The 18,940-nt window shown below is 57.3% G+C and carries 14 protein-coding genes; 7 read left to right on the top strand and 7 right to left on the bottom strand.

All coding sequences use genetic code 11. The features are described from left to right. Position 1: 1 nt before the first annotated feature. Entirely contained in the window at positions 2-697 is a 696-nt protein-coding gene (locus VGE55_RS13325) for a sulfite exporter TauE/SafE family protein (RefSeq protein WP_331132168.1), read from the top strand. 109 nt (positions 698-806) lie between these two features. After that, a complete protein-coding gene (locus VGE55_RS13320) occupies positions 807-2,381 on the top strand; it encodes a phosphoethanolamine--lipid A transferase (RefSeq protein WP_331132167.1) in 1,575 nt (524 codons plus the stop codon). A gap of 16 nt (positions 2,382-2,397) precedes the next feature. Here VGE55_RS13320 and VGE55_RS13315 read toward each other — a convergent pair whose 3' ends face one another. The 3 genes from VGE55_RS13315 to VGE55_RS13305 are packed head-to-tail and all read right to left on the bottom strand — an operon-like array spanning position 2,398 to position 7,958. After that, the gene (locus VGE55_RS13315) at positions 2,398-3,741 is read right to left on the bottom strand and encodes a TolC family protein (protein WP_331132166.1); all 1,344 of its coding nucleotides are present in this window, start codon (positions 3,739-3,741) and stop codon (positions 2,398-2,400) included. Further along, positions 3,731-6,793, bottom strand: coding sequence for a CusA/CzcA family heavy metal efflux RND transporter (locus tag VGE55_RS13310; RefSeq protein WP_331132305.1), 3,063 nt, complete (start codon positions 6,791-6,793; stop codon positions 3,731-3,733). The genes VGE55_RS13315 and VGE55_RS13310 overlap by 11 nt, the downstream gene beginning before the upstream one ends. Positions 6,794-6,824: 31 nt before the next feature. Next, positions 6,825-7,958, bottom strand: a complete 1,134-nt coding sequence (locus tag VGE55_RS13305) for an efflux RND transporter periplasmic adaptor subunit (protein ID WP_331132165.1) — start codon at positions 7,956-7,958, stop codon at positions 6,825-6,827. A 110-nt stretch (positions 7,959-8,068) separates the two neighbouring features. On the opposite strand from VGE55_RS13305, the gene VGE55_RS13300 reads away from it, so the two are divergent. Next, entirely contained in the window at positions 8,069-8,731 is a 663-nt protein-coding gene (locus tag VGE55_RS13300) for a response regulator (RefSeq protein ID WP_331132164.1), read from the top strand. After that, positions 8,728-10,098 (top strand): ATP-binding protein, encoded by a 1,371-nt coding sequence (locus tag VGE55_RS13295; RefSeq protein WP_331132163.1) that lies wholly within the window; start codon positions 8,728-8,730, stop codon positions 10,096-10,098. Before VGE55_RS13300 ends, VGE55_RS13295 begins: the two co-directional genes overlap by 4 nt. Here VGE55_RS13295 and VGE55_RS13290 read toward each other — a convergent pair. Further along, positions 10,079-11,413 (bottom strand): AarF/ABC1/UbiB kinase family protein, encoded by a 1,335-nt coding sequence (locus tag VGE55_RS13290; RefSeq protein WP_331132162.1) that lies wholly within the window; start codon positions 11,411-11,413, stop codon positions 10,079-10,081. The two genes, VGE55_RS13295 and VGE55_RS13290, sit on opposite strands and share 20 nt — an antisense overlap. Positions 11,414-11,555: 142 nt before the next feature. Between VGE55_RS13290 and VGE55_RS13285 the strand changes: the two genes are divergently transcribed. Continuing rightward, positions 11,556-12,416: an EamA family transporter gene (locus tag VGE55_RS13285; RefSeq protein WP_331132161.1), complete on the top strand. Its 861-nt coding sequence runs from the start codon at positions 11,556-11,558 to the stop codon at positions 12,414-12,416. 4 nt (positions 12,417-12,420) lie between these two features. Continuing rightward, a complete protein-coding gene (locus VGE55_RS13280; RefSeq protein WP_331132160.1) occupies positions 12,421-13,293 on the top strand; it encodes a DMT family transporter in 873 nt (290 codons plus the stop codon). Here VGE55_RS13280 and VGE55_RS13275 read toward each other — a convergent pair. Together VGE55_RS13275 and VGE55_RS13270 are read right to left on the bottom strand one after the other, a co-directional pair. Then, complete coding sequence (locus VGE55_RS13275) at positions 13,262-13,870, bottom strand: histidine phosphatase family protein (RefSeq protein WP_331132159.1); 609 nt, start codon at positions 13,868-13,870, stop codon at positions 13,262-13,264. The genes VGE55_RS13280 and VGE55_RS13275 overlap by 32 nt on opposite strands. Positions 13,871-13,945: 75 nt before the next feature. After that, positions 13,946-14,686 carry a TerC family protein gene (locus VGE55_RS13270; protein WP_331132158.1) on the bottom strand — a complete coding sequence of 247 codons (741 nt, stop codon included), beginning with the start codon at positions 14,684-14,686 and terminating at the stop codon, positions 13,946-13,948. A gap of 163 nt (positions 14,687-14,849) precedes the next feature. On the opposite strand from VGE55_RS13270, the gene VGE55_RS13265 reads away from it, so the two are divergent. Next, positions 14,850-15,839 (top strand): HPP family protein, encoded by a 990-nt coding sequence (locus VGE55_RS13265; protein WP_331132157.1) that lies wholly within the window; start codon positions 14,850-14,852, stop codon positions 15,837-15,839. 6 nt (positions 15,840-15,845) lie between these two features. Here the strand turns inward: VGE55_RS13265 and VGE55_RS13260 are convergent, their stop codons facing one another. Next, positions 15,846-18,926 carry an ATP-binding protein gene (locus tag VGE55_RS13260; RefSeq protein ID WP_331132156.1) on the bottom strand — a complete coding sequence of 1,027 codons (3,081 nt, stop codon included), beginning with the start codon at positions 18,924-18,926 and terminating at the stop codon, positions 15,846-15,848. Positions 18,927-18,940: the final 14 nt, after the last annotated feature.

Below are 18,940 nucleotides of genomic sequence, written 5' to 3'. Positions count from 1 at the left end.
CATGATCAGCCTGTCCCTCCTGTTGTCCATGGTTGCGCTCAGCCTGTTGGCCAGCCCGCATTGCGCCACCATGTGTGCCTGTGGTCTGGCCCGGCCATGGATGGCGTTGCCGGCGCTGCGGCAGCGGTTTTTCATCGGGCGTGGCGTGGCCTATAGCGCAGCCGGTGCATTGGTGGGCGGTGCGTCCATGGGCTTGGCTCAACTGGCCTGGCAGCGGCTGCCCATGTTGCAGGCATTGCACTGGATGTTGATGGCAGCCTTGGCTTTGTCGGCCACGGTGCTGCTGGTGTGGGGTCGACCGTTGGTGGGCGCAAGCAATGAAACGGCCATTCGCCTGTCTCCGGTTTTGTCCCGACGGCTTGGCGCAGAACAACCCACCCCATCATCGGCTTGGACCGCCGGTGTATTGTGGCCATTGCTGCCCTGCGGGGTGCTGTGGTCTGCGCTCGCCCTGGCTTATTTGGGCGGCAGTGCCTTGCAAGGGGCTGTGCTCATGGCGGTTTTCGCCCTGTTGACCGGCGTAGGCATGCACACCATGGCCCGTGTGCGGCAACACCTGGCAGGGCGTTTGCCCGAGCGAACCTTAAACCGCGCCAGTGGTGGGCTGATTTTATTGGGTCTGGCCGTGATGGTTGGCCGACTGCTGGATTGGTTGCCGACACCGCCGGCCCTGCAAGTGCTCGGAATTTGTTGGTGAATAAACCTTAATGATTCCTTAAGACCAGCCTGAAAGAATGCGCCATGCTGCATTTGAACACATGGTACATTTCAGCATTCATTTTTATTCATTCTTCGAGCCCTCACGGATGTTCAAGCACGTAAGCCGATTGCACAAGCGCCTGGTCGCAGTGGCAATCTTCATGACCCTGTTCCTGAATCTGGCATTTTTCAAGACTTTGCTGAAAACCTATCCAGGCATGTCCCAAGTCGGGTTTGTGCTGTCTGTGGCGGTGTTTTTTACGGCCTTGCATGTGTTGCTGCTGGCGGTGTTTGCCCACGGGCGGCTGGCGCGGTGGTGGTTGGCGTTTGTGCTGTTGGCGGGTGCCTCCTCGGCCTATTTCATGGACCACTATGGCACGGTGATTGACACCTCCATGTTGGAAAACCTCACGCAAACCAATGTGTCCGAGGCCTCCGATTTGTTTAACCTGCGCATGTTGGGCTATCTGCTGTTGGGCCTGTTGCCGGCCGTGTGGGTGGTTCGAAGTTTGACTCCCCCGTTGCCGTGGAAGGGTCACTTCAAATCGCTGGCTGTCATGCTGGCCAGTGTGGTGTTGGCGGTGCTGTTGGCAGTCGCCCCATTTTCCAGTCAGTATGCCTCGTTTCTGCGGGAGCACAAAAGCATTCGCTATTACGCCAACCCCGGATACCCAGTCACGTCCCTCCTCAAGTTTGTGGCGCAAACGGTGGACTCGGGTGCCCCAGCGATTCGTGCTGCAATTGCCCCAGACGCAAAAATTGTCGAAGAAGCCGATCACAAAGAACTGGTGATTTTGGTGGTCGGCGAAACCGCCCGTGCAGACCATTTTTCGCTCAATGGGTATGCACGCAACACCAACCCCGAATTGTCCAAGCTGGATGTGTTGAGCTTTTCAGATGTGACCTCGTGCGGAACCTCCACCGCAGTGTCGGTGCCCTGCATGTTTTCTGGCTTGGGTGCAGACCAGTACTCTAGCAAAGAAGGGCAGAAGCACACCAACCTGCTGGACACCCTGAAAGCCGCTGGGGTTCAGGTGCTGTGGCGTGACAACAATTCAGATTCCAAGGGTGTTGCCCTGCGCGTGGATTACGAAGATTTCAAAACCCCGGCCACCAATAAACAATGCGATGAAGAATGCCGGGATGTTGGCATGCTCGATGGCCTGGAAGACTATGTGAAGCGGCATGCGGACAAAGACATCCTGATTGTGCTTCACCAAATGGGCAACCACGGCCCAGCCTACTACAAACGCTACCCCCAAGCATTTGAGCGCTTTAAGCCGGTGTGTGAAACCAATGAGCTGTCCAATTGCAGCAACGAACAAATCATCAATGCATACGACAACGCAATCCTTTACACCGACCATTTCTTGGCGCAGGTGATTGGCTTTCTCAAGCGCCACGACCATTCACACGAAACAGCCATGCTTTACGTGAGCGACCATGGCGAAAGCCTGGGCGAGTTTGGCATGTATTTGCATGGTGCCCCCAAGGCCATCGCGCCCCGGGCGCAAGTGCATGTACCCGCCATTGTGTGGACGGGGCAGCATTTCCAATTTCCACGCGACGAGCTGAAGCGCTACAAGGACGTTCCCTTGAGCCATGACGACTTGTTTTGTGTGATGAGCATGGCTTTTGAAATGAAATCCACCAAATGTGAGCAGTATTTCAAAACCCGCTGATTGCAGCGGCCTGCGGTCAAGGGTGATGCTCGTCCATTTGCAGCAACCAGTGCGCATCAATCATCAATAGGGTGCCTTGGGTGTCGAGCGCAAACTGGCTTTCAACCGCCTCTCGCCGTGCGATGTTCAGCGCTTGTTGAGCCAGGTTCAGGTCGGTGTGTGTTACCTCGCCCTGCGTGTAGCCTCGCAGGCGTTTTTCCACCAACAGTTCCTGGGTATGTAAGCTCGCCTGCGCCAATGCGTACTGCGCCCGCAAGGCCTCGTATTGCGCCAAGGCAAGGCGGGCGCTGTTGGCCACATTGCGTCGCAGCTGCAGGGCTTCCAGAGACAACCGCTGGCTTTGCGCCTGGGCCAAAGCCGTTCGGGATTGTCGTGCTGCGCCGCCGATCGGGATAGACACCTGTACCCCCAGAATGCGCTCCAGGTTGCTCTGTTCGGTGGTCACACTCAGGCCGACGGTGGGGTCTGCATGTTCATCCAGACGGCTTCGCTCGCTGGTCAGTTTGGCCAACTGGGCTTGTTGTTCAAGCAGCCGCAAGGCATGGTTTTCTGACTGCAGTCGCGCAATCAATGCAGCCTGACTGGTTGGGCTGATGTCTGGCCACGGGGTGGACAAGGTTTGATCCGAACAAGGCTCATTCAATGCGCCTGGGGATGTTGCAGCAAGTGTCGGAAAATCTGTTTCGAGAGCCGCCCGAAGCTGCAACAGTTGGATGCGGGCGGCCTGCTCGTCCTTGCGCATGCGTTGCAGCTCGTTTTCACTGTGCATAAGCTCGATGGCGGGAATATCGCCCTGCTTGACCCGTTGCGTTTGCTGGTTGACAAACACAGTTTGCGCCTTCACATTGACCGTGCTGATCGCCAGGAGTTGGGCCGCTTTTCGGCATTCCAAGACGCGGTTCACCATCAATCGGCTGGCTTCATGCCAACTGTCCTCGGCCAGTGTGTCTGCCAAGGCACGGTGCTGTTCACTCAGGCGATTGTCCAGTGTCACCTTGCCAGGCAAGCGCAACCCCCGGGATACGCCCACCTCGTAATCGTTGGCCCGCGTGCCGTCCATGCGAAAGCGCCGCTGACGGGTTGCCGCATTCACTGTCCACTCGTGCTCGCCAACGGCGCGCAATTGGGCCTCGGCTTCCTGCATTTTCGCATCCTGAAGGCCAGATTGGTGAGTCAGGCTTTGTTCAATCGCCTGTTTGCCAATGGCCAATGGCGGCAACACAGCTTCGGCATGGCTTTTGAGTTGAAGAAGGTCCATCTCTGTGGGGGCCGATTCATCCGTGGCGTGGGCCATGTGGATGGTCGACGCGATGAAAAGACCCAAGAGCGATAAGCGGACAGGGCGTGCTTTAGTGAACATGGGGATGGGCTCCGGACGTTTTGGGACTTGTTTTGCCAACACCAAAACGTTCAAACAAGCTGGGCATCAACAGTAGGGTCAGTGCAGTGGCCGACACCAGCCCACCGGTGACCACAATGGCCAAGGGTTTTTGAATTTCAGAGCCCGGGCCTGTGGCAAACAGCAGGGGCAATAGGCCGAGGGCGGCAATGCTGGCGGTCATCAACACAGGTCTTAATCGGCGCACCGCACCCAGTCGGACTGCACGGTCGATGGGTTCGCCCGCGCTCAACAATCGGTTGAACTCCGAGAGCATCACCAAGCCATTGAGCACCGCAATCCCCATCAAGGCAATAAATCCCACCGTGGCGGGCACCGACAAATACTCCCGGGTGATGAACAGTGCGAATACTCCGCCCACCATGGCAAAGGGCACATTGCACAACACCAACAACGCTTGGCGGAAGCTGCCCAACGTGAAATGCAGAATCAGCAAAATCAGACCCAATGCGAGCGGAATGACGGTGCCCAGTCGTTTGGCGGCACGTTGCTGATTTTCGAATTGACCGCCCCACGTCACGCGATAACCTGCGGGCAATGGAATATCCTGGGCGAAGCGGACCTTGGCCTCCTCCACAAAGCCCACCAGATCACGTCCATGGACGTTGCTGCGCACCACACTCATCCGGGAGGCGTTTTCACGGTCAATACGCACCGGGCCGCTTTCTTCGGTCAGTGTGGCCAGGCTGCCCAGCGGTACCAATTGGCCATCGTGGTTGGGCAGCCGGAGGGCTTCCAAACTATTCAGGTTGATGTCGCTGGCCCGCAGAAGGATGGGGATGCGCTGGTTGTTCTCGATGGTTTCTGCAATCTTTACGCCATCGATCAAGCGTCTCAGCGACGCTTGCACTGTGTGTGTGCTTAACCCGGCACTGCCCATGGCGAGCGGGTTCAGGTTCACCCGCAGGTATTCCACGCCATCGGCTTGGCTGGTTTGTACATCCTGTGCACCTTGAATGGATTCCAGCAGCTTCACGGTTTTCTGGGCCAATTCATTGAGCTTGCCCAAGTTTGGGCCAAACAGTTTGACGGCCAAGTCACCCCGCACACCCGACAGCATTTCGCTGGTGCGCATTTCAATGGGCTGGGTAAAACCCACATTCACACCGGGTATGTCAGCCACTGCAACGCGAATGGCATCAATCAGGTCGTCCTTGGTTTTAAAACGCCATGCTTCATGGGGTTTGAGCACCATGAAGGTGTCGGTTTCGTTCAACCCCATGGGGTCCAAGCCCAGCTCATCAGAACCCACCCGGGCAACAATGCGCTCTACTTCGGGCACTTTGTCGCGAATGGCTTTTTGCAACAGCAGGTCAATGTTCACAGACTCGGCCAGTGAGATGGAGGGCAGCTTTTCCACCTGCATGATGATGTCGCCTTCATCCAGCGAGGGGATAAAGCTTTTGCCCACGCCGCCCAAGGCCAACACGGCCAGCACCAAGCTGGCCACAGCACCACCCAGCAGGTAACGTGGGTGCCGCAAAGCCTTGGTTAAAATACGGCTGTAATGTTGTTCCAGCCACTGAACAACACGAGGCACTTCATGGTGCCCCGCCTTGAGCGCGAAACTCGACAGCACCGGAATCACGGTGAGCGACAACAGCAACGAGCTGCCCAGCGCAAACACAATCGTCAGCGCCACAGGCGAGAACAGCTTGCCTTCCAAACCTTCCAGGGTGAGCAATGGCAAGAACACGGTCATGATGATCAAAATGCCCGCTGTAATGGGCACGGCCACCTCGGCGCAGGCCGCACGAATGCTGTCGATGAAAGACCGATGAGAGACCTCACTCTGGTGTGACTCGATGTTTTCGACCACCACCACCGCAGCATCCACCAGCATGCCGATGGCAATCGCCAAGCCGCCCAGTGACATCAGGTTGGCAGACAGTCCCACCCAACGCATCAGCAGAAAAGTGCCCAGGGCCGACAGGGGCAGAATCACCGCCACCACCAGCGCAGCTCGCAGATTGCCCAAAAACACCACCAGAAGGGCCAGCACCAGCACGATGGCTTCCATCAATGCTTTGCTGACTGTACCCACCGCCTTGTCCACCAGGGTGCCCCGGTTGTAGAACGGTGTGATCACCATGCCTTCTGGCAGGGTTTTCTGAATCTCCTTGAGTCGCTGGTCCACGTGTTCCACCAGCTGTCGTGCGTTTGCACCCCGCAAGCCCAGAACCAGGCCTTCCACCGTTTCATGATCACCGTTCTCGGTGACGGCGCCGTAACGGGTCAGACCTTCCAGCCGCAGTTCGGCCACATCGGACACTCGCACCAACGCACCACCGCGTCGGCTCACCACGAGTTGGCCCAGTTCGTCCAGGTTGCGGACCCGACCCTCGCTACGAACCAGCAGTGCTTCACTGCCTCGGGTCAGGCGTCCAGCACCGTCGTTTTGGTTGTTGTCATCAATGGCGGTGATCAGGTCGTCCAGCGTTAAAGCACGGGCGCCCAAGGCTTCCAGTTGGGGCACCACCACAAAGCTGCGCACAAAGCCGCCGAGTGAATTCACATCGGCCACGCCTTCAATGCTGCGCAGTTGCGGGCGAATAACACGGTCCAGCACCAGGCGCCGCTCGCTCAGGGTTTGTGGGCCGTCCACCGTGAACATGAACATTTCGCTCAGCGGTGTGGTGATGGGCGCAAGCCCACCGACAATGTCTTTGGGCAATGCATCCATGGCACCACCCAAGCGCTCGGTCACTTGTTGACGGGCCCAATAAATATCGGTGCCCTCGGCAAAATCCACGGTGATGTCAGCAATTGCATACTTCGACTGCGAACGCAGCATGACCTGGTGAGGAATGCCCAGCATTTCTTGTTCAACCAGGCTGGTCACCCGTGTTTCCACCTCATTGGGCGTGAGCCCCGGGGCTTTCAGAATGATTTTCACCTGTGTGCTCGACACATCCGGGAACGCGTCAATCGGCAGCCCATTGAATGCCCAAATGCCTGCGCCGGTCAGGCAGAGGGTCAATACAGCCACCAGCAAGCGCTGCTTCAGCGCCATGTCAATCCATGATGTCACGTGTGGCCCCCGGTTACTCGGCGCCCAGACCACGCCAGGCACCCTTGATGAGTGCCAATCCACTGACGGCCACCTGCGCTTGAGCCAGGTTTGGCCGCGCATGGATGGGTCGAATGGCCGCTGTATCGCCGGTTTGGGACAACACCTGGACTTCCACGGCGTCAAACCCCTGCGTGTTCTGAATAAAAATCCAACGTTGGCCCGCATTGTTCAACACGGCTTGTGCGGGTACGGCAAACCCGGTGGGATCTGCGGGTTTGCGTTGGCTCTGAATCGTGGCCTGGACCAGCTGATTCAAGCGCAAGCAAGGACTGGCAGGCATGGCCACGCGAATGTCCAAGGCCTGGGTGTCTGGGTTGATGGACTGCCCAACCCCCGTGACTCGACCTGGTGCGGTACACCCGGGCACCACGACCCCATCGCCCACAGCCACCAGGGCCGCTTGCGAGGTGCTTGCATTGAGCAACACATCGGGTTGCTGCGCGGTGGCCACCTGAAACAGCGGGTCGCCCGCCTTGACGCGCTGACCGGCCAGTGCGGTGAGTGAATTCAACTGACCATTGGCCGGCGCCTGGATCTCGACGGGGCTGCGAACCTCTCCACTGTGTTCAATGCGCCGCACTGTGTCGGCCGAAAGCCCCATGCCCAGCAGTGTCTGCCGGGCAGCCTGCACACCAAACTGCGCCATCTGTACCCTTGCCTGGGTGTCCTGCAATCGTCTTTGCGCAATCAGGCCGTCCTGCAACAAAGCGGAGTCCCGCCGCAGGTTTTGGTGTTCCAGCCGCGCGGAGGTTGCCGCATTCAACAGTGCCTGTTGGGCCTGTACCAAAGCTGCGCCAAACACCTTCAGCACAACGTCGCCTTTTTTAACCATCGACAAGTTGGGCTGAACCACCTCTGCGACCGAGACATCCTCCGTGGCTGGCACCGCCAACAAACCACTGCTAGAGGGGCGCACCGTGCCCGACAGGGTAAGCGCCCCGCTCTGCTGCTGTGTCGAGGTGACGGGTGCTGTTTGAATACGCGCAGCCTTGATTTGCGCGGGCGTCATGAGCACGGGTTCCGCTGTTGCTGCCACGCAGACACTGCTCAATACCAGGCTTGAAACGCCAAGGCTGAGTCGATGGAATGTAAGGGGGACACGCATGCCAAATGTTTCCTGAGCCAACAACAAGCCTGCAGTGTAGTTCACACTGCTTAAGCGTGCCTTAAGGTTTGCAGGCTACAGTGTGCACCATATTGAAACCAAGGCCATGTATGCGCGTATTGCTGGTTGAAGACGATGCCTTGCTGGGCAAGGCGGTGCAACGGGGGTTGCAAGCCGAAGGCCTGACCGTGGACTGGATCACCACTGGTGGCTCTGCCCTGACGGCCCTGATGACCCATGCATATGACACGGTTTTGCTGGACCTGGGCTTGCCCGACATGGATGGCCATGCCGTGTTGCAGGACATTCGCCGCCGTGGGTGGCGCATGCCAGTGCTGATTTTGACAGCTCGAAGTGACCTGTCTGAACGGATTGCCAACCTGGATGGTGGAGCGGATGACTTCATCATCAAACCCTTTGATCTGGATGAGCTGGCCGCCCGAATACGGGTCGGCATTCGGCGTGCGCAGGGCCGCACCGGCAATACACTTCAGGTTGGTGAGTTGATTCTGTACCCGGAACGCCAGGCGGTCACCTTGCAGGGGCAGGCTGTGTCGCTGACCAATCGGGAGTTCAAGATTCTTCAAGCGTTGATGCAAGCAGGCAACATGACCGTGTCCAAAGACCGTCTGGAGCAGGTCACTTATGGATGGGGCGAGGAAGTGGGCAGCAATTCACTGGAGGTGCACATTCACAACCTGCGGAAAAAAGTGGGCAAGCAGCGCATTGAAACAGTCCATGGTCAGGGTTATCGCATGGGGCGTCAGCCATGAGCACCTGGTCACTTCGCCAGCGACTCACCCTGCTGGTCTTTGCACTGATCACGGCCTTGTGGGTGGCCAGCGCCGCCTACCTGTATGTGGAAGCCCGCAGGGAAAGCCAAGAGTTGTTCGACATGTCGATTGCCGAAACGGCCGACCTGTTGCTGCATTTTTCTGAGCACGAGTTTGCAGAAATGGGCTCTGCAGCGTATGCCGATCACCCGTTGGTTCGTGGTGATGGGCATTATCTGTCTTTTCAGTTGTGGGACAAAACTGGCACCTTGAAATATCGCAGTGGGTCTGCACCCTCAGAGCCTTTGGCACCATTGGATCAGCAGGGCTTCTCCTGGCGATCAACGCCAGAAGGCGATTTACGCATCTACAACCTTTTGCATGAGTCCGGTGAATTTCGAATCCTGATGGCCGAGCCCAAGCAACACCGCCTGGAGGTGATCTCCAATTTCTTGACCCACTTGTTTTGGTTCTCGCTGTTCATGTTGCCCACCGCATTTTTCGCTGTACGCTACGTGGTGTTCCGGGCGTTTGCGCCGGTTCGACATGCTGTTTTGCAGGTGGATCGGATCGACAGTGGTTGCCTCCAACAGGTGGACGCCGGTGGCGTGCCATCCGAAATTCAACCATTGCTGCAAGCCCTGAACGCGGCCTTGGGTCGCATTGCCGAAGGCATGGACCGGGAACGTCGATTCACCGCCGATGCCGCGCATGAGTTGCGCACCCCTCTGTCAGGTTTGCGAACCAATGTGCAATTGCTCCAGCGGTTTCAAGATCAACCCTTGGAGCGGGCTGACATCATTGATGATTTACTGTCCGGTGTGGACCGTTGCAGTCACCTCATCACGCAATTGCTGGAGTTGTCCCGTCTTGACGCACAGGCCGAGACCAACGGACCCGCTGCCGCCAAACCGGGAACCTTTCTGCCGCTGTTGCGCGCCGACTTCTCCGAGTTGCTCAACAGCAAATCCATCAACTTCCACGTTGAGGTCGATGGTGAATTGCCCAGCGATTTTGCGCTCCAGGTTCAAGCCGATGCCCTGTGGATTTTGCTGCGCAACCTGGTCCATAACGCTGTGTTGTACACCCAGCCAGGCGGCGAGGTGCGGGTCGCTTTCAATGCACTGCCTGGTCGGAGAGTGAGGCTGTCCGTTGCCGACGATGGTCCCGGCATTTTGCCCGAGCACCGAGACCGCGTGTTCGAACGTTTTTACCGTGCCGCGCCCCATGCCAGCACAGGTTCAGGGCTGGGTTTGTCCATTTGCGCTGAAATCGCTCGCAGGTACCACACCCACATCCGCGTGAGTGAAGGCCTGCATGGCCGGGGCGTGTGTTTCAGTGTTGAGTTCATTCAGCTGCAGGCTTAGCCAGGGCCACACAATCCTGAATGTTGACCCTGGCTTTCAGTCGGGTGGCCAGCAAAAACAAGCCCCCCATTTTTCGGTGTAAAAACAGGCAGTCCACGGGGGGCGTGTGCCAAAACTGGCGGTCTTCCGCCAAAGCAAGGCCTGTGTCCCGCAGGCGCTCGGCCAGGTTCGCCTCACCAAAATCGTAGGCCCCGACAGTACACAGGGGCTCACAGGCCAACGCCATCAGGTCGAGCACCAGTTCACGGTGGTGGGCTTGGGTCTCGTGGTCAAAATAGCCAATCTGGAGTGCAGCCTGTTCAAGGGCTTGCCGACTGCCAACCAATGCAGCGTTCATCACGGCCTGGTAACCGGCCACCAGTTCTGGCGTAAAGCGGCGCGTTGCGCCAAAGTCGAGCAACACCACGGCCTGTTGCGCGGGCCTCACCAAATAATTGGCAAAGTTGGGGTCGGTCTGCATCAAACGCATGTGCAACAATTCGCGAAACATCAAGGTGAACAGGGTGGTCAGCACACCATCCCGAACCGCTTGTGGCGCAGTGGCCAGGTTTTCAATTGGCTCGCCTTCTACAAAGTCCATCGCCAAAATTCGCGGGGTGCTCAAAGCCCGGTGCACCCCGGGAATGATGCACTGGGGCCAATGGCCCATTGCCTCTCGAAATTGTTCAAGGCAATCCGCTTCCCGTTGGTAATCCGCCTCCTCATGCAACTGCTTTTTTGCTTCGTGAAGCAGCGCACGAATGTCCAAGGTATCCGGCACCAGGCCGGTGAAGCGCAAAATGGACGCCACATTGTCGATGTCGCTGTCGATACTTTCCCGCACACCGGGGTATTGAATCTTGATGGCCAGCGCTTTTCCATCCAGCGACACCGCACGGTGCACTTGTCCAATGGAGGCTGCGGCCACCGGGTTTTCATCAAAGCTGGCCAGGCGGCTTCTCCACTCGCTGCCCCATTCCTGCACCAACATCTCGTGCAACTGGGCTTTGGGCATGTGGTGCGCATCTGAACGCAGTCGCGCCAAAATGTCGGCCAATTGTGGCGACAGCATGTCCCCGGCATCCATGGAAATCAGTTGGCCCAATTTCATGGCGGCACCTCGCAGTTGGGCCAGTTGATTGGCCACGCGCAGTGCATTTTTCGGGGTCAACAGCAAGTCGCTGAGTTTGGGGCGCTTGCCTTGTACCAGTTGTTTGGTGCCGTTTTTCACCACCGAGCCGGCCACGGTGGTGGCCAATGCACCGAATTTTGACAGGCGAGCCAGCCGGCCCGAGGGGACAGCTTTGCCGTCACCATTGTTGGAGGATTTAACCATGACACGCCACTGCGACCGTTTCAAAACACCAAACTGCATGATAGCCAAAGGATCTCTGTCAAAGTGCGCCCCCACACAAACCCCAGTTGTCCAAGTGCTTCATCTCCGTTATAGCTAACAGTTTTCGCCGTGGACCATTGTTTTGCTGTCCGACATTGATCAAGCCTTGCTGTGGGTATTGCTGTCCGTGTTGATGCATGTCAGCTGGAACCTCATGGCACGCCAGCAGCCTCGGGAAAGTGGGCTTCTGTGGTGGATCTTGCTGGGGCACGGTCTCCTGTTGGCCCCTTGGGGTTTGGTGACCTTGTTCACCACGGTCCAATGGTCGATTCATCTGGTGGGTTGCCTGGTATTGTCGGCATTGTCGAATGCGATTTACTTTTTGGGTTTGACCCGAGCCTACAGCCATGCGCCCGTGTCACTGGTGTACCCCCTGGTGCGCAGCTCCCCACTCCTGATCGCAGTCTGGGGCAGCATTTTATTGGGTCAACAACTCCCCGGATTGGCGTGGGGAGCCTTGTTGTTGGGGGGCGCTGGCCTGTTGCTGCTCACCGTGGGTATTCGCTCAACCAATCAGCAGGGCGCACTACCTTGGGCGCTGTTGTCCATGGTGTGCACCAGCATTTATTCCCTGAGCGACCAGCAGGCCACGCAACACATCCCCTCATTTTTGGCGCTGCTTGGGTATGTGTCATTTGGTTATGCCAGTGGATGGCTGATCTTGAGTATCGACTTGAAGTACCGCACGGGGCGTTGGTCCCCTGCTGCACGACCTCCGCTCTGGATGGTCCTGGTGGGGGGATTGTGCATCGGCCTCGCGTATGTGTTGGTCATTCACGCCATGCGAGTACTGCCGGCCGCAGTGGCCGTTTCGTTCAGCAATGCGGGTATTGTGATTGCCACGCTGTTGTCCATTGGGGTGTTCAAAGAACGCGCTCATTCACATCGCCGACTATTTGCTGCCAGCTTGATCGCCTTGAGTCTGTTCACATTGAGAATGTAACGTTATGCCGATTGCCGCCCTTGCCTTGCCCTTCGTGCTCATCTGGACCAGCGCCTTTCCAGCCGCCAAACTGGGCTTGTTGGACAGCCCCCCCTTGTTGTTTCTCAGCGTGCGCTTTCTGATTGCAGGGGCCTTGCTCATGGCCTGGTCGGCCTTGCGTGGTGACCTTCGATGGCCAAAAGGTCGGGAGTGGTGGGTCCTGCTGGTGTTGGGTTGGTGCAATCACTCGCTTTACCTCGGCTTGAGCTGGACCGGCATGGGTTCGCTCAGTTCCGGGTTGGCAACCATCCTGATCAGTGCCAACCCCATTGTGGTGGCCGCATTGTCGGCGTGGTGGTTGAAGGAGCCGCTGTCCCGCATCAAGTGGCTGGGTTTGTGTCTGGGTTTTGCCGGAGTGGCTTTTATTGTCCGCAGCCGGGTCGGTGGGCCGGCCGACTCCCTCCACGGTTTCATCCTGGTGCTGTTGGCCCTGTTTACCTTGGCCAGTGGGACTGTGTTCTACAAAAAGTACCCAGTGCACATGGGCGTTGTGGCAGCCACTGGTTTTCAGATTGTATTGTCCGGTGTCACCTTGTTGCCGCTGGCCTTGTGGATGGAACCCTGGTCGGCGATGCAGTTCACTCCGCGGTTTGGGTATTCGCTGGCCTGGATGGTGTTGGTGGTATCGATTGCGGGCTATCTGCTGTGGTTCAACATGCTTGAAAAAGGCACTGCCAGTGCCGCCAGTGTGTGGCTGTTTTTAACACCACCCCTGGGTTTGTTGGCGGGGTATTGGCTGCTTGATGAGCCGCTGCACCCGCTCGATTTTCTCGGCATTGTGCCGGTGGTGCTGGGCATTGCTTTGGTTACCCGCGCCGACCCATCTCCGCCGGTTTAAGCCGTTCCACCACAGTGACTTTTCCGGTGGGTTGTATGGTGAAAAACACGATTTCACCCGGTTGTGGGTACAACCCCGTCAGGGCCGTGATGTTCACTTGGTGGGTCACCAGCAGCACCTTATCCCGTGGCCCCAACTGAATCAGGAAGTTCTTCAGTTCCCGGGTTTGTTCTTCTTGCGTGCTGTCATCGTTGAAAAAGGAGTTCAGTGCGGGCAGTTCCTTTCCGGGTCCCAGCCCAAGCAACTGTGCTGTCTCCTTGGAGCGACACCATTGGCTGGTGTGCACGGCTGTGAAATGAAACGGTCGATTCCGAAGGTACTCACCGATCATGGCCGCTTCGTCTCGGCCCTGTGTGCTCAAGTTGCGCTGTGTTTCGCACCGCCGCAAATCAAACGCTTTCGGGTCGCCAGCGCCGGGCGCCGTGGCATGCCGCATGATGGCGTGCACGCCGGGCGCAAATTTCCGGGCTGATTCACTTGAGTAGCTGTTGCCCATGAGCGTTGAGACACCCATGGCCAATAGCACCATGGCCAATGCACCCAGCAACGAACTCAACGCACCTGACAACCACCGCATACTGCCTCCGCCATCTCGGCAGCACCAAAGCCGACATTGCTAAAACTAAACAGAGTGTATACCAAGCTGTCCGGGTCAGGTTGCTTTGGCCTTGCTTCGCGAGCGCAGGTTCAGCAGTTCCACCAACAGTGAAAACCCCATGGCACTGTAGAGGTAGGCCTTGGGCACATGCACGCCGAAGCTTTCCGCGATCAGCAGCATGCCCACCATCATCAGGAACGACAAAGCCAGTACCTTCACCGAGGCGTGTTTTTCCACAAATTCGCCAATCGGCTTGGCGGCCACCATCATCACGCCCACGGCCACCATGACGGCAGCAATCATGACCTGGATTTGATCAACCATGCCAACCGCCGTGATCACCGAGTCCAGGCTAAACACAATGTCCAAAATTCCAATTTGAACGATGGAGCCCCAAAACAGCGCCGCACCGGTTTTACCAGCCACTTTGGCCGTGCCTGCGGATTCTTCTGTGTGGTTCGGCACTTCCACCTGCAAGTAGATTTCCTTGGAGGCCTTCCACAGCAAAAACAAGCCTCCGAAAAACAGCACCAAATCCCGCCCGGTCACTGCTTTGCCGAAGGCGTCAAACAGTGGTTCAGTCAGTCCGATGATCCAAGACAGAGAAAACAGCAGGCCCACCCGCGTGACCATGGCAAACATCAGTCCAAATCGGCGAACGCGGTCCTGAATATCCATGGGCAACTTGGACACCAGCACCGTGATGAAGATCACGTTGTCAATGCCCAACACAATTTCCAGGCTGGTCAAAATCGCAAAAGCAATCCAGACATTCGGGTCCATCAGCAAATCCATGGCTTCTCCAGTGAGGGGCAGCAATCAAACCGACATTGTGCCGCAAGCGGGGGCTCATGATTTCAAGCTTGTTCGGGAATCAACCAGTTCCGTTGTGCACCCATTCGGTGCACAATGCGCCACAACGTCAAACACTGTTAAACCTCATCAAGCCTTTGTCGTCATGAACCTTTCTGCATTCAAGCAGCAACCGGCGGTCCGACGATTTCGGTCCATTGTCGGGCTGGAATCCAACACCACTGGCCACCTCGAAAAGCTGATATCCGGTTTGGGTGCATTTTTGGGTATTTTGGCGGTGGTGGTCACCTCCAGCCTTGCCATGGGGGGGACGCCCAACTTGTTGGTGGTGGCCTCCATGGGGGCATCGGCCGTGCTCATCTTCGCGGTGCCACACGGCCCTTTGTCCCAGCCATGGGCGGTGTGGGGTAGTCATACACTGGCCGCGTTGATCGGGGTGACCTGCGCACGTTGGGTTCCCCACATGCTGTTGGCCGCAGCATTGGCGGTGGGTGTGTCGGTGTCCGCCATGTATTTCGCCCGTTGCATTCACCCGCCGGGTGGTGCCACTGCCTTGGCGGCTGTCATCGGCGGTCCGGCGGTCACGCACCTGGGCTATGGATATCTGCTAAACCCGGTGTGGTTCAATGTGGCGGCCTTGTTCACGGTGGGGGTGCTCTTTAATGCTCTGTTCCCATGGCGACGGTATCCGCACCATTTTTCGAGGGCCAAACGGGTCAACATCGACACAGCCGACGAAGCGGGCGTTTCGCTCACCCATGAAGATTTCGCCTATGCCATCTCCCACATGAAGTCATTTGTGGACGTCAGCACCGATGTGTTGTCCGAACTGTTTGAGCATGCCGTTCAGCATTCCGAAAAGGAAGGCTTGCACCCGCAAACCCTCACTGTGGGCTCTTTTTACAGCAATGGCCAGGTGGGCTACCGCTGGTGTGTGCGCGAGTTGCTGGATATGTCGCTGGTGACTCCGTACAAAGACTCGGCCACTCAGCAAGTCATCTACAAAAACGTGGCGGGTGCAAACCTGTACGACACTGGGCTTAGCTCAGCCGAAGCGTTCAAGCGATGGGCCCGGTACGAAGTGGTCAAAAAAGATGGCCACTGGATACCGGTCGCACAACCTGGTCACCATTAATCGGGTTCACTGGGTGGTTACGTCTGCACGGCTGCGCAGGGCCAACTGGTTCAGCAAGGCATCAAATTGAATGGGCTTGGCAAAGTGATAATTCATCCCAGCCTTTTCCGATTCAATGCGGTCGCTTTCAAAGGCGTAACCCGTGAGTGCAGCAATCGGCGTGTTCTGGTTGGGCCCATCCCCTGCGCGAATCCGGCGTGTTACCTCAAGACCCGACAACTTGGGCATGTCAATGTCCAGCAGAATAAAGTCAAAAGGTGATTGTTGTGCCTGCTTCAAGGCGTCCATGCCATCGGTTGCGCAGTGCACCGCATGCCCATCTTTTTCAAGGAACAAGGTCAACAATTTCAGGTTCAATGGCGTGTCGTCTGCCACCAGAAGTTGCAGGCTGCGCGCAGGTTGAATGCGTTCCACCATGGCGCGGGCCTTTTGGTCCACCCGCATCAGCGGAATGGTGAATTTCACCACGGAACCCTCCCCAAAGGTGGACTCCATATGAATGTGTCCCCCCATAGCTTCCACCAGGTTTTTCACAATGGACAAACCCAAGCCTGTGCCGCCGAGCCGGTTCTCGCCGTCACTGTGCACTTGAACGAAGGGTTTGAACAACAGGGGCAATTTGTCTGCCGGCACACCTCGGCCGGTATCCCGAACTTCAAAGCACACCGTGTCGCCTTGTTGGCTGCCAGGCTCTACACGGACCACCAGTTGAACCTTGCCTTGGTCGGTGAATTTAATGGCGTTGGACAATAAATTTTGGATGATCTGGCGAAGACGACCTGCATCGCCTGAGTAAACCAATCCCGGTTCCATCGCCGTCACCAATTCAAAGTCGATTTGTTTGGCGGCGCAATTCATGCGAATCAATTCGGAGCTGCCGCGCAACACTTCATCCAGCGCAAACGGCGCATTCGACAATGCCAACATGCCCGATTCAAGTTTCGAGAAATCCAGAATGTCATTCAGAATGGTCGACAATGTCTCCGCGGTTTGAACCAGGTACCCCGCGTGCTCACGCTGTGGGCCGCTTGGCAAATCCATTTGCAGCAATTTGGCAAACCCAATCACGCCATTGAGGGGTGTGCGAATTTCATGGCTGATGGTTGCCAGGAAACGGCCCTTTGCGTTGTTGGCCTCCCGCTCAACCTCGGCTGCAATGGAGGCTTCCCGAGCACGTTGCTCCAGCGCCAATTCTTTGGTCCGGTCAAAATGCGTACCCACCACACGCAAGGCTTTGCCATCGGCGTCCCGAACAATCAATGCCCGCGAGAGGATGTCCACCAAATGCCCTGACTTGTGAACCATTCGGAAAGCGCTTTCAAAGCTGGATGCCGACGGGTTGTTCAGGCAGGCCAGCAGCTCTGTCTTGGCTCTTTCCGCATCGTCGGGTACGGTCAGGCGTTCCCAGGTTGAAAACAAGTTCTCAAGCTCATGCTCTTCATAACCCAAGAGGCGCTTCCAGCTGGGTGAAAAGTAAATCGCCTCTTCGCCCACTTTCCAGTCCCACAAGCCGTCATATGAGCCCTCCATCGCCAGTTTGAAGCGCTCTTCGCTCTCGGCAAGTTCGCTGCGCAGGCGTGCATCTTCGGTCACATCCCGGCACATGATGATGATGCCGCCACGTTCGCCATCTGGACGGTTCCAGGGTTCAATCACCCAGTCCAGCAGCAGTTCCTGGCCATCGGGCGCTGTCCAGGCATCGGCCATGGCCATCAGGCTTCGGCCTTCCATGCCCGCTTGGTGGGCCGCACGCCAGTTGTCGGGAATATTGGGCACAACATCATAGTGCGAACGGCCAGTCAAGCTCCCGGCCTGTTGGCAAAAGGTCAGCTCCCATTGGCCTGATGCCGCCACATAGCACATGTTCATGTCAAACATGGCAATCGGCAGGGGCGCCTGGCGTATCAATGCTTCCACCACCCAATAGCTTTCCTTGGCTTGGGTCAGTGCCTTGCTCAGGCTCACACTTTGAGCCTGAAGATCTTGGGTCAGATTAAAAATTTCCCGTGACAGCGGTTGCAATTCCTTGGGCAAATCTTCCATCGAGGCACGCACGGCCGGCGAGTCTCCTTTGCGAACCATGTCCACATAACGCGAGGCCGACTTCGATACACTTCGACCCAGCACGCCGACCAACGTCAAAGTGCCTGCAGTGCCCAGCAACAAAGCCACCAAGGCATACAGCAATGCGTCCGAAATCGGCTTTTCAACCACGGTGAGTGGCGTCACTGTGGCCGCAACCCAACCCAGGCCCTGCACTTCAACCGACTGATTCGCGGGTGAAAAAGCCACCAAATATTCTTTGCCATCGGCCAGGCGCTCAATGGACCAGTTGGTTTGTCCTTGTTGTGCCAGTTTGAACCCCTTGAACTGGCTCCATTGGGTTTTCTCGTGCAGGTCAGCCAGTTCAGTCCGGTTGCCAAGGCGCAAGCTGCCATCCCCGGCCAAAATCACGGTGGGCATGGACACCTTGCGCTGACTGAAAATGTCCTGTTCCACCTCGTTGATGAAGTATTTCCAGTCCAGATGAATACCAATCACCGCGTAGGTGCTGCCGTCCGGGTTGTGCAGGGGGGTGGTGAAATCAATGAACTGGTATTTGTCATAAGCCCGCTCGGGCAGCAAAGCGGCCAGCATGGCGGCCTCATGCAAATCCATGATGGCCGACTGTTTCAGCCCCTTCTGAAACCACGGCCGCTTGCCCACATTCTTTCCCACCAGCAGGTTGTCCACCGAGGCCAGCACCGCACCATCGGGCGCTGCCACGCCCACCCACAAGTAGCCTGGGGTGTTTTTGCGCATCAGGTCGATCATGCGTTGAAGCTGGTCGGGTGCAAAGTCGCCAATCGCCTCTTGCACTTGGGCGGTGTAAACCAGGCTTTTCAGGTGTTGCTTCAAATGGCGGTCAACCGACCATGAAATTTGCTCGGCCTGGGCTTTGGCGGCTTGGCCAGCCTGTTCAATGGTTTGCTGTTTCAGCACCGAATAGCCGGTCAAGGTGAGCGGGATCGACAGCACAACCAGCGAGAGTAAACTGCCCAACACCAGTCGGGTCGACAGGCTGGACTGGCGAATGTATTTGAGCATGGGCAAGCCCGCCT

Source organism: Limnobacter sp., from assembly GCF_036405155.1.
Classification (GTDB): domain Bacteria; phylum Pseudomonadota; class Gammaproteobacteria; order Burkholderiales; family Burkholderiaceae_B; genus Limnobacter.
This window is presented reverse-complemented; position numbering and strand designations above follow the sequence as displayed.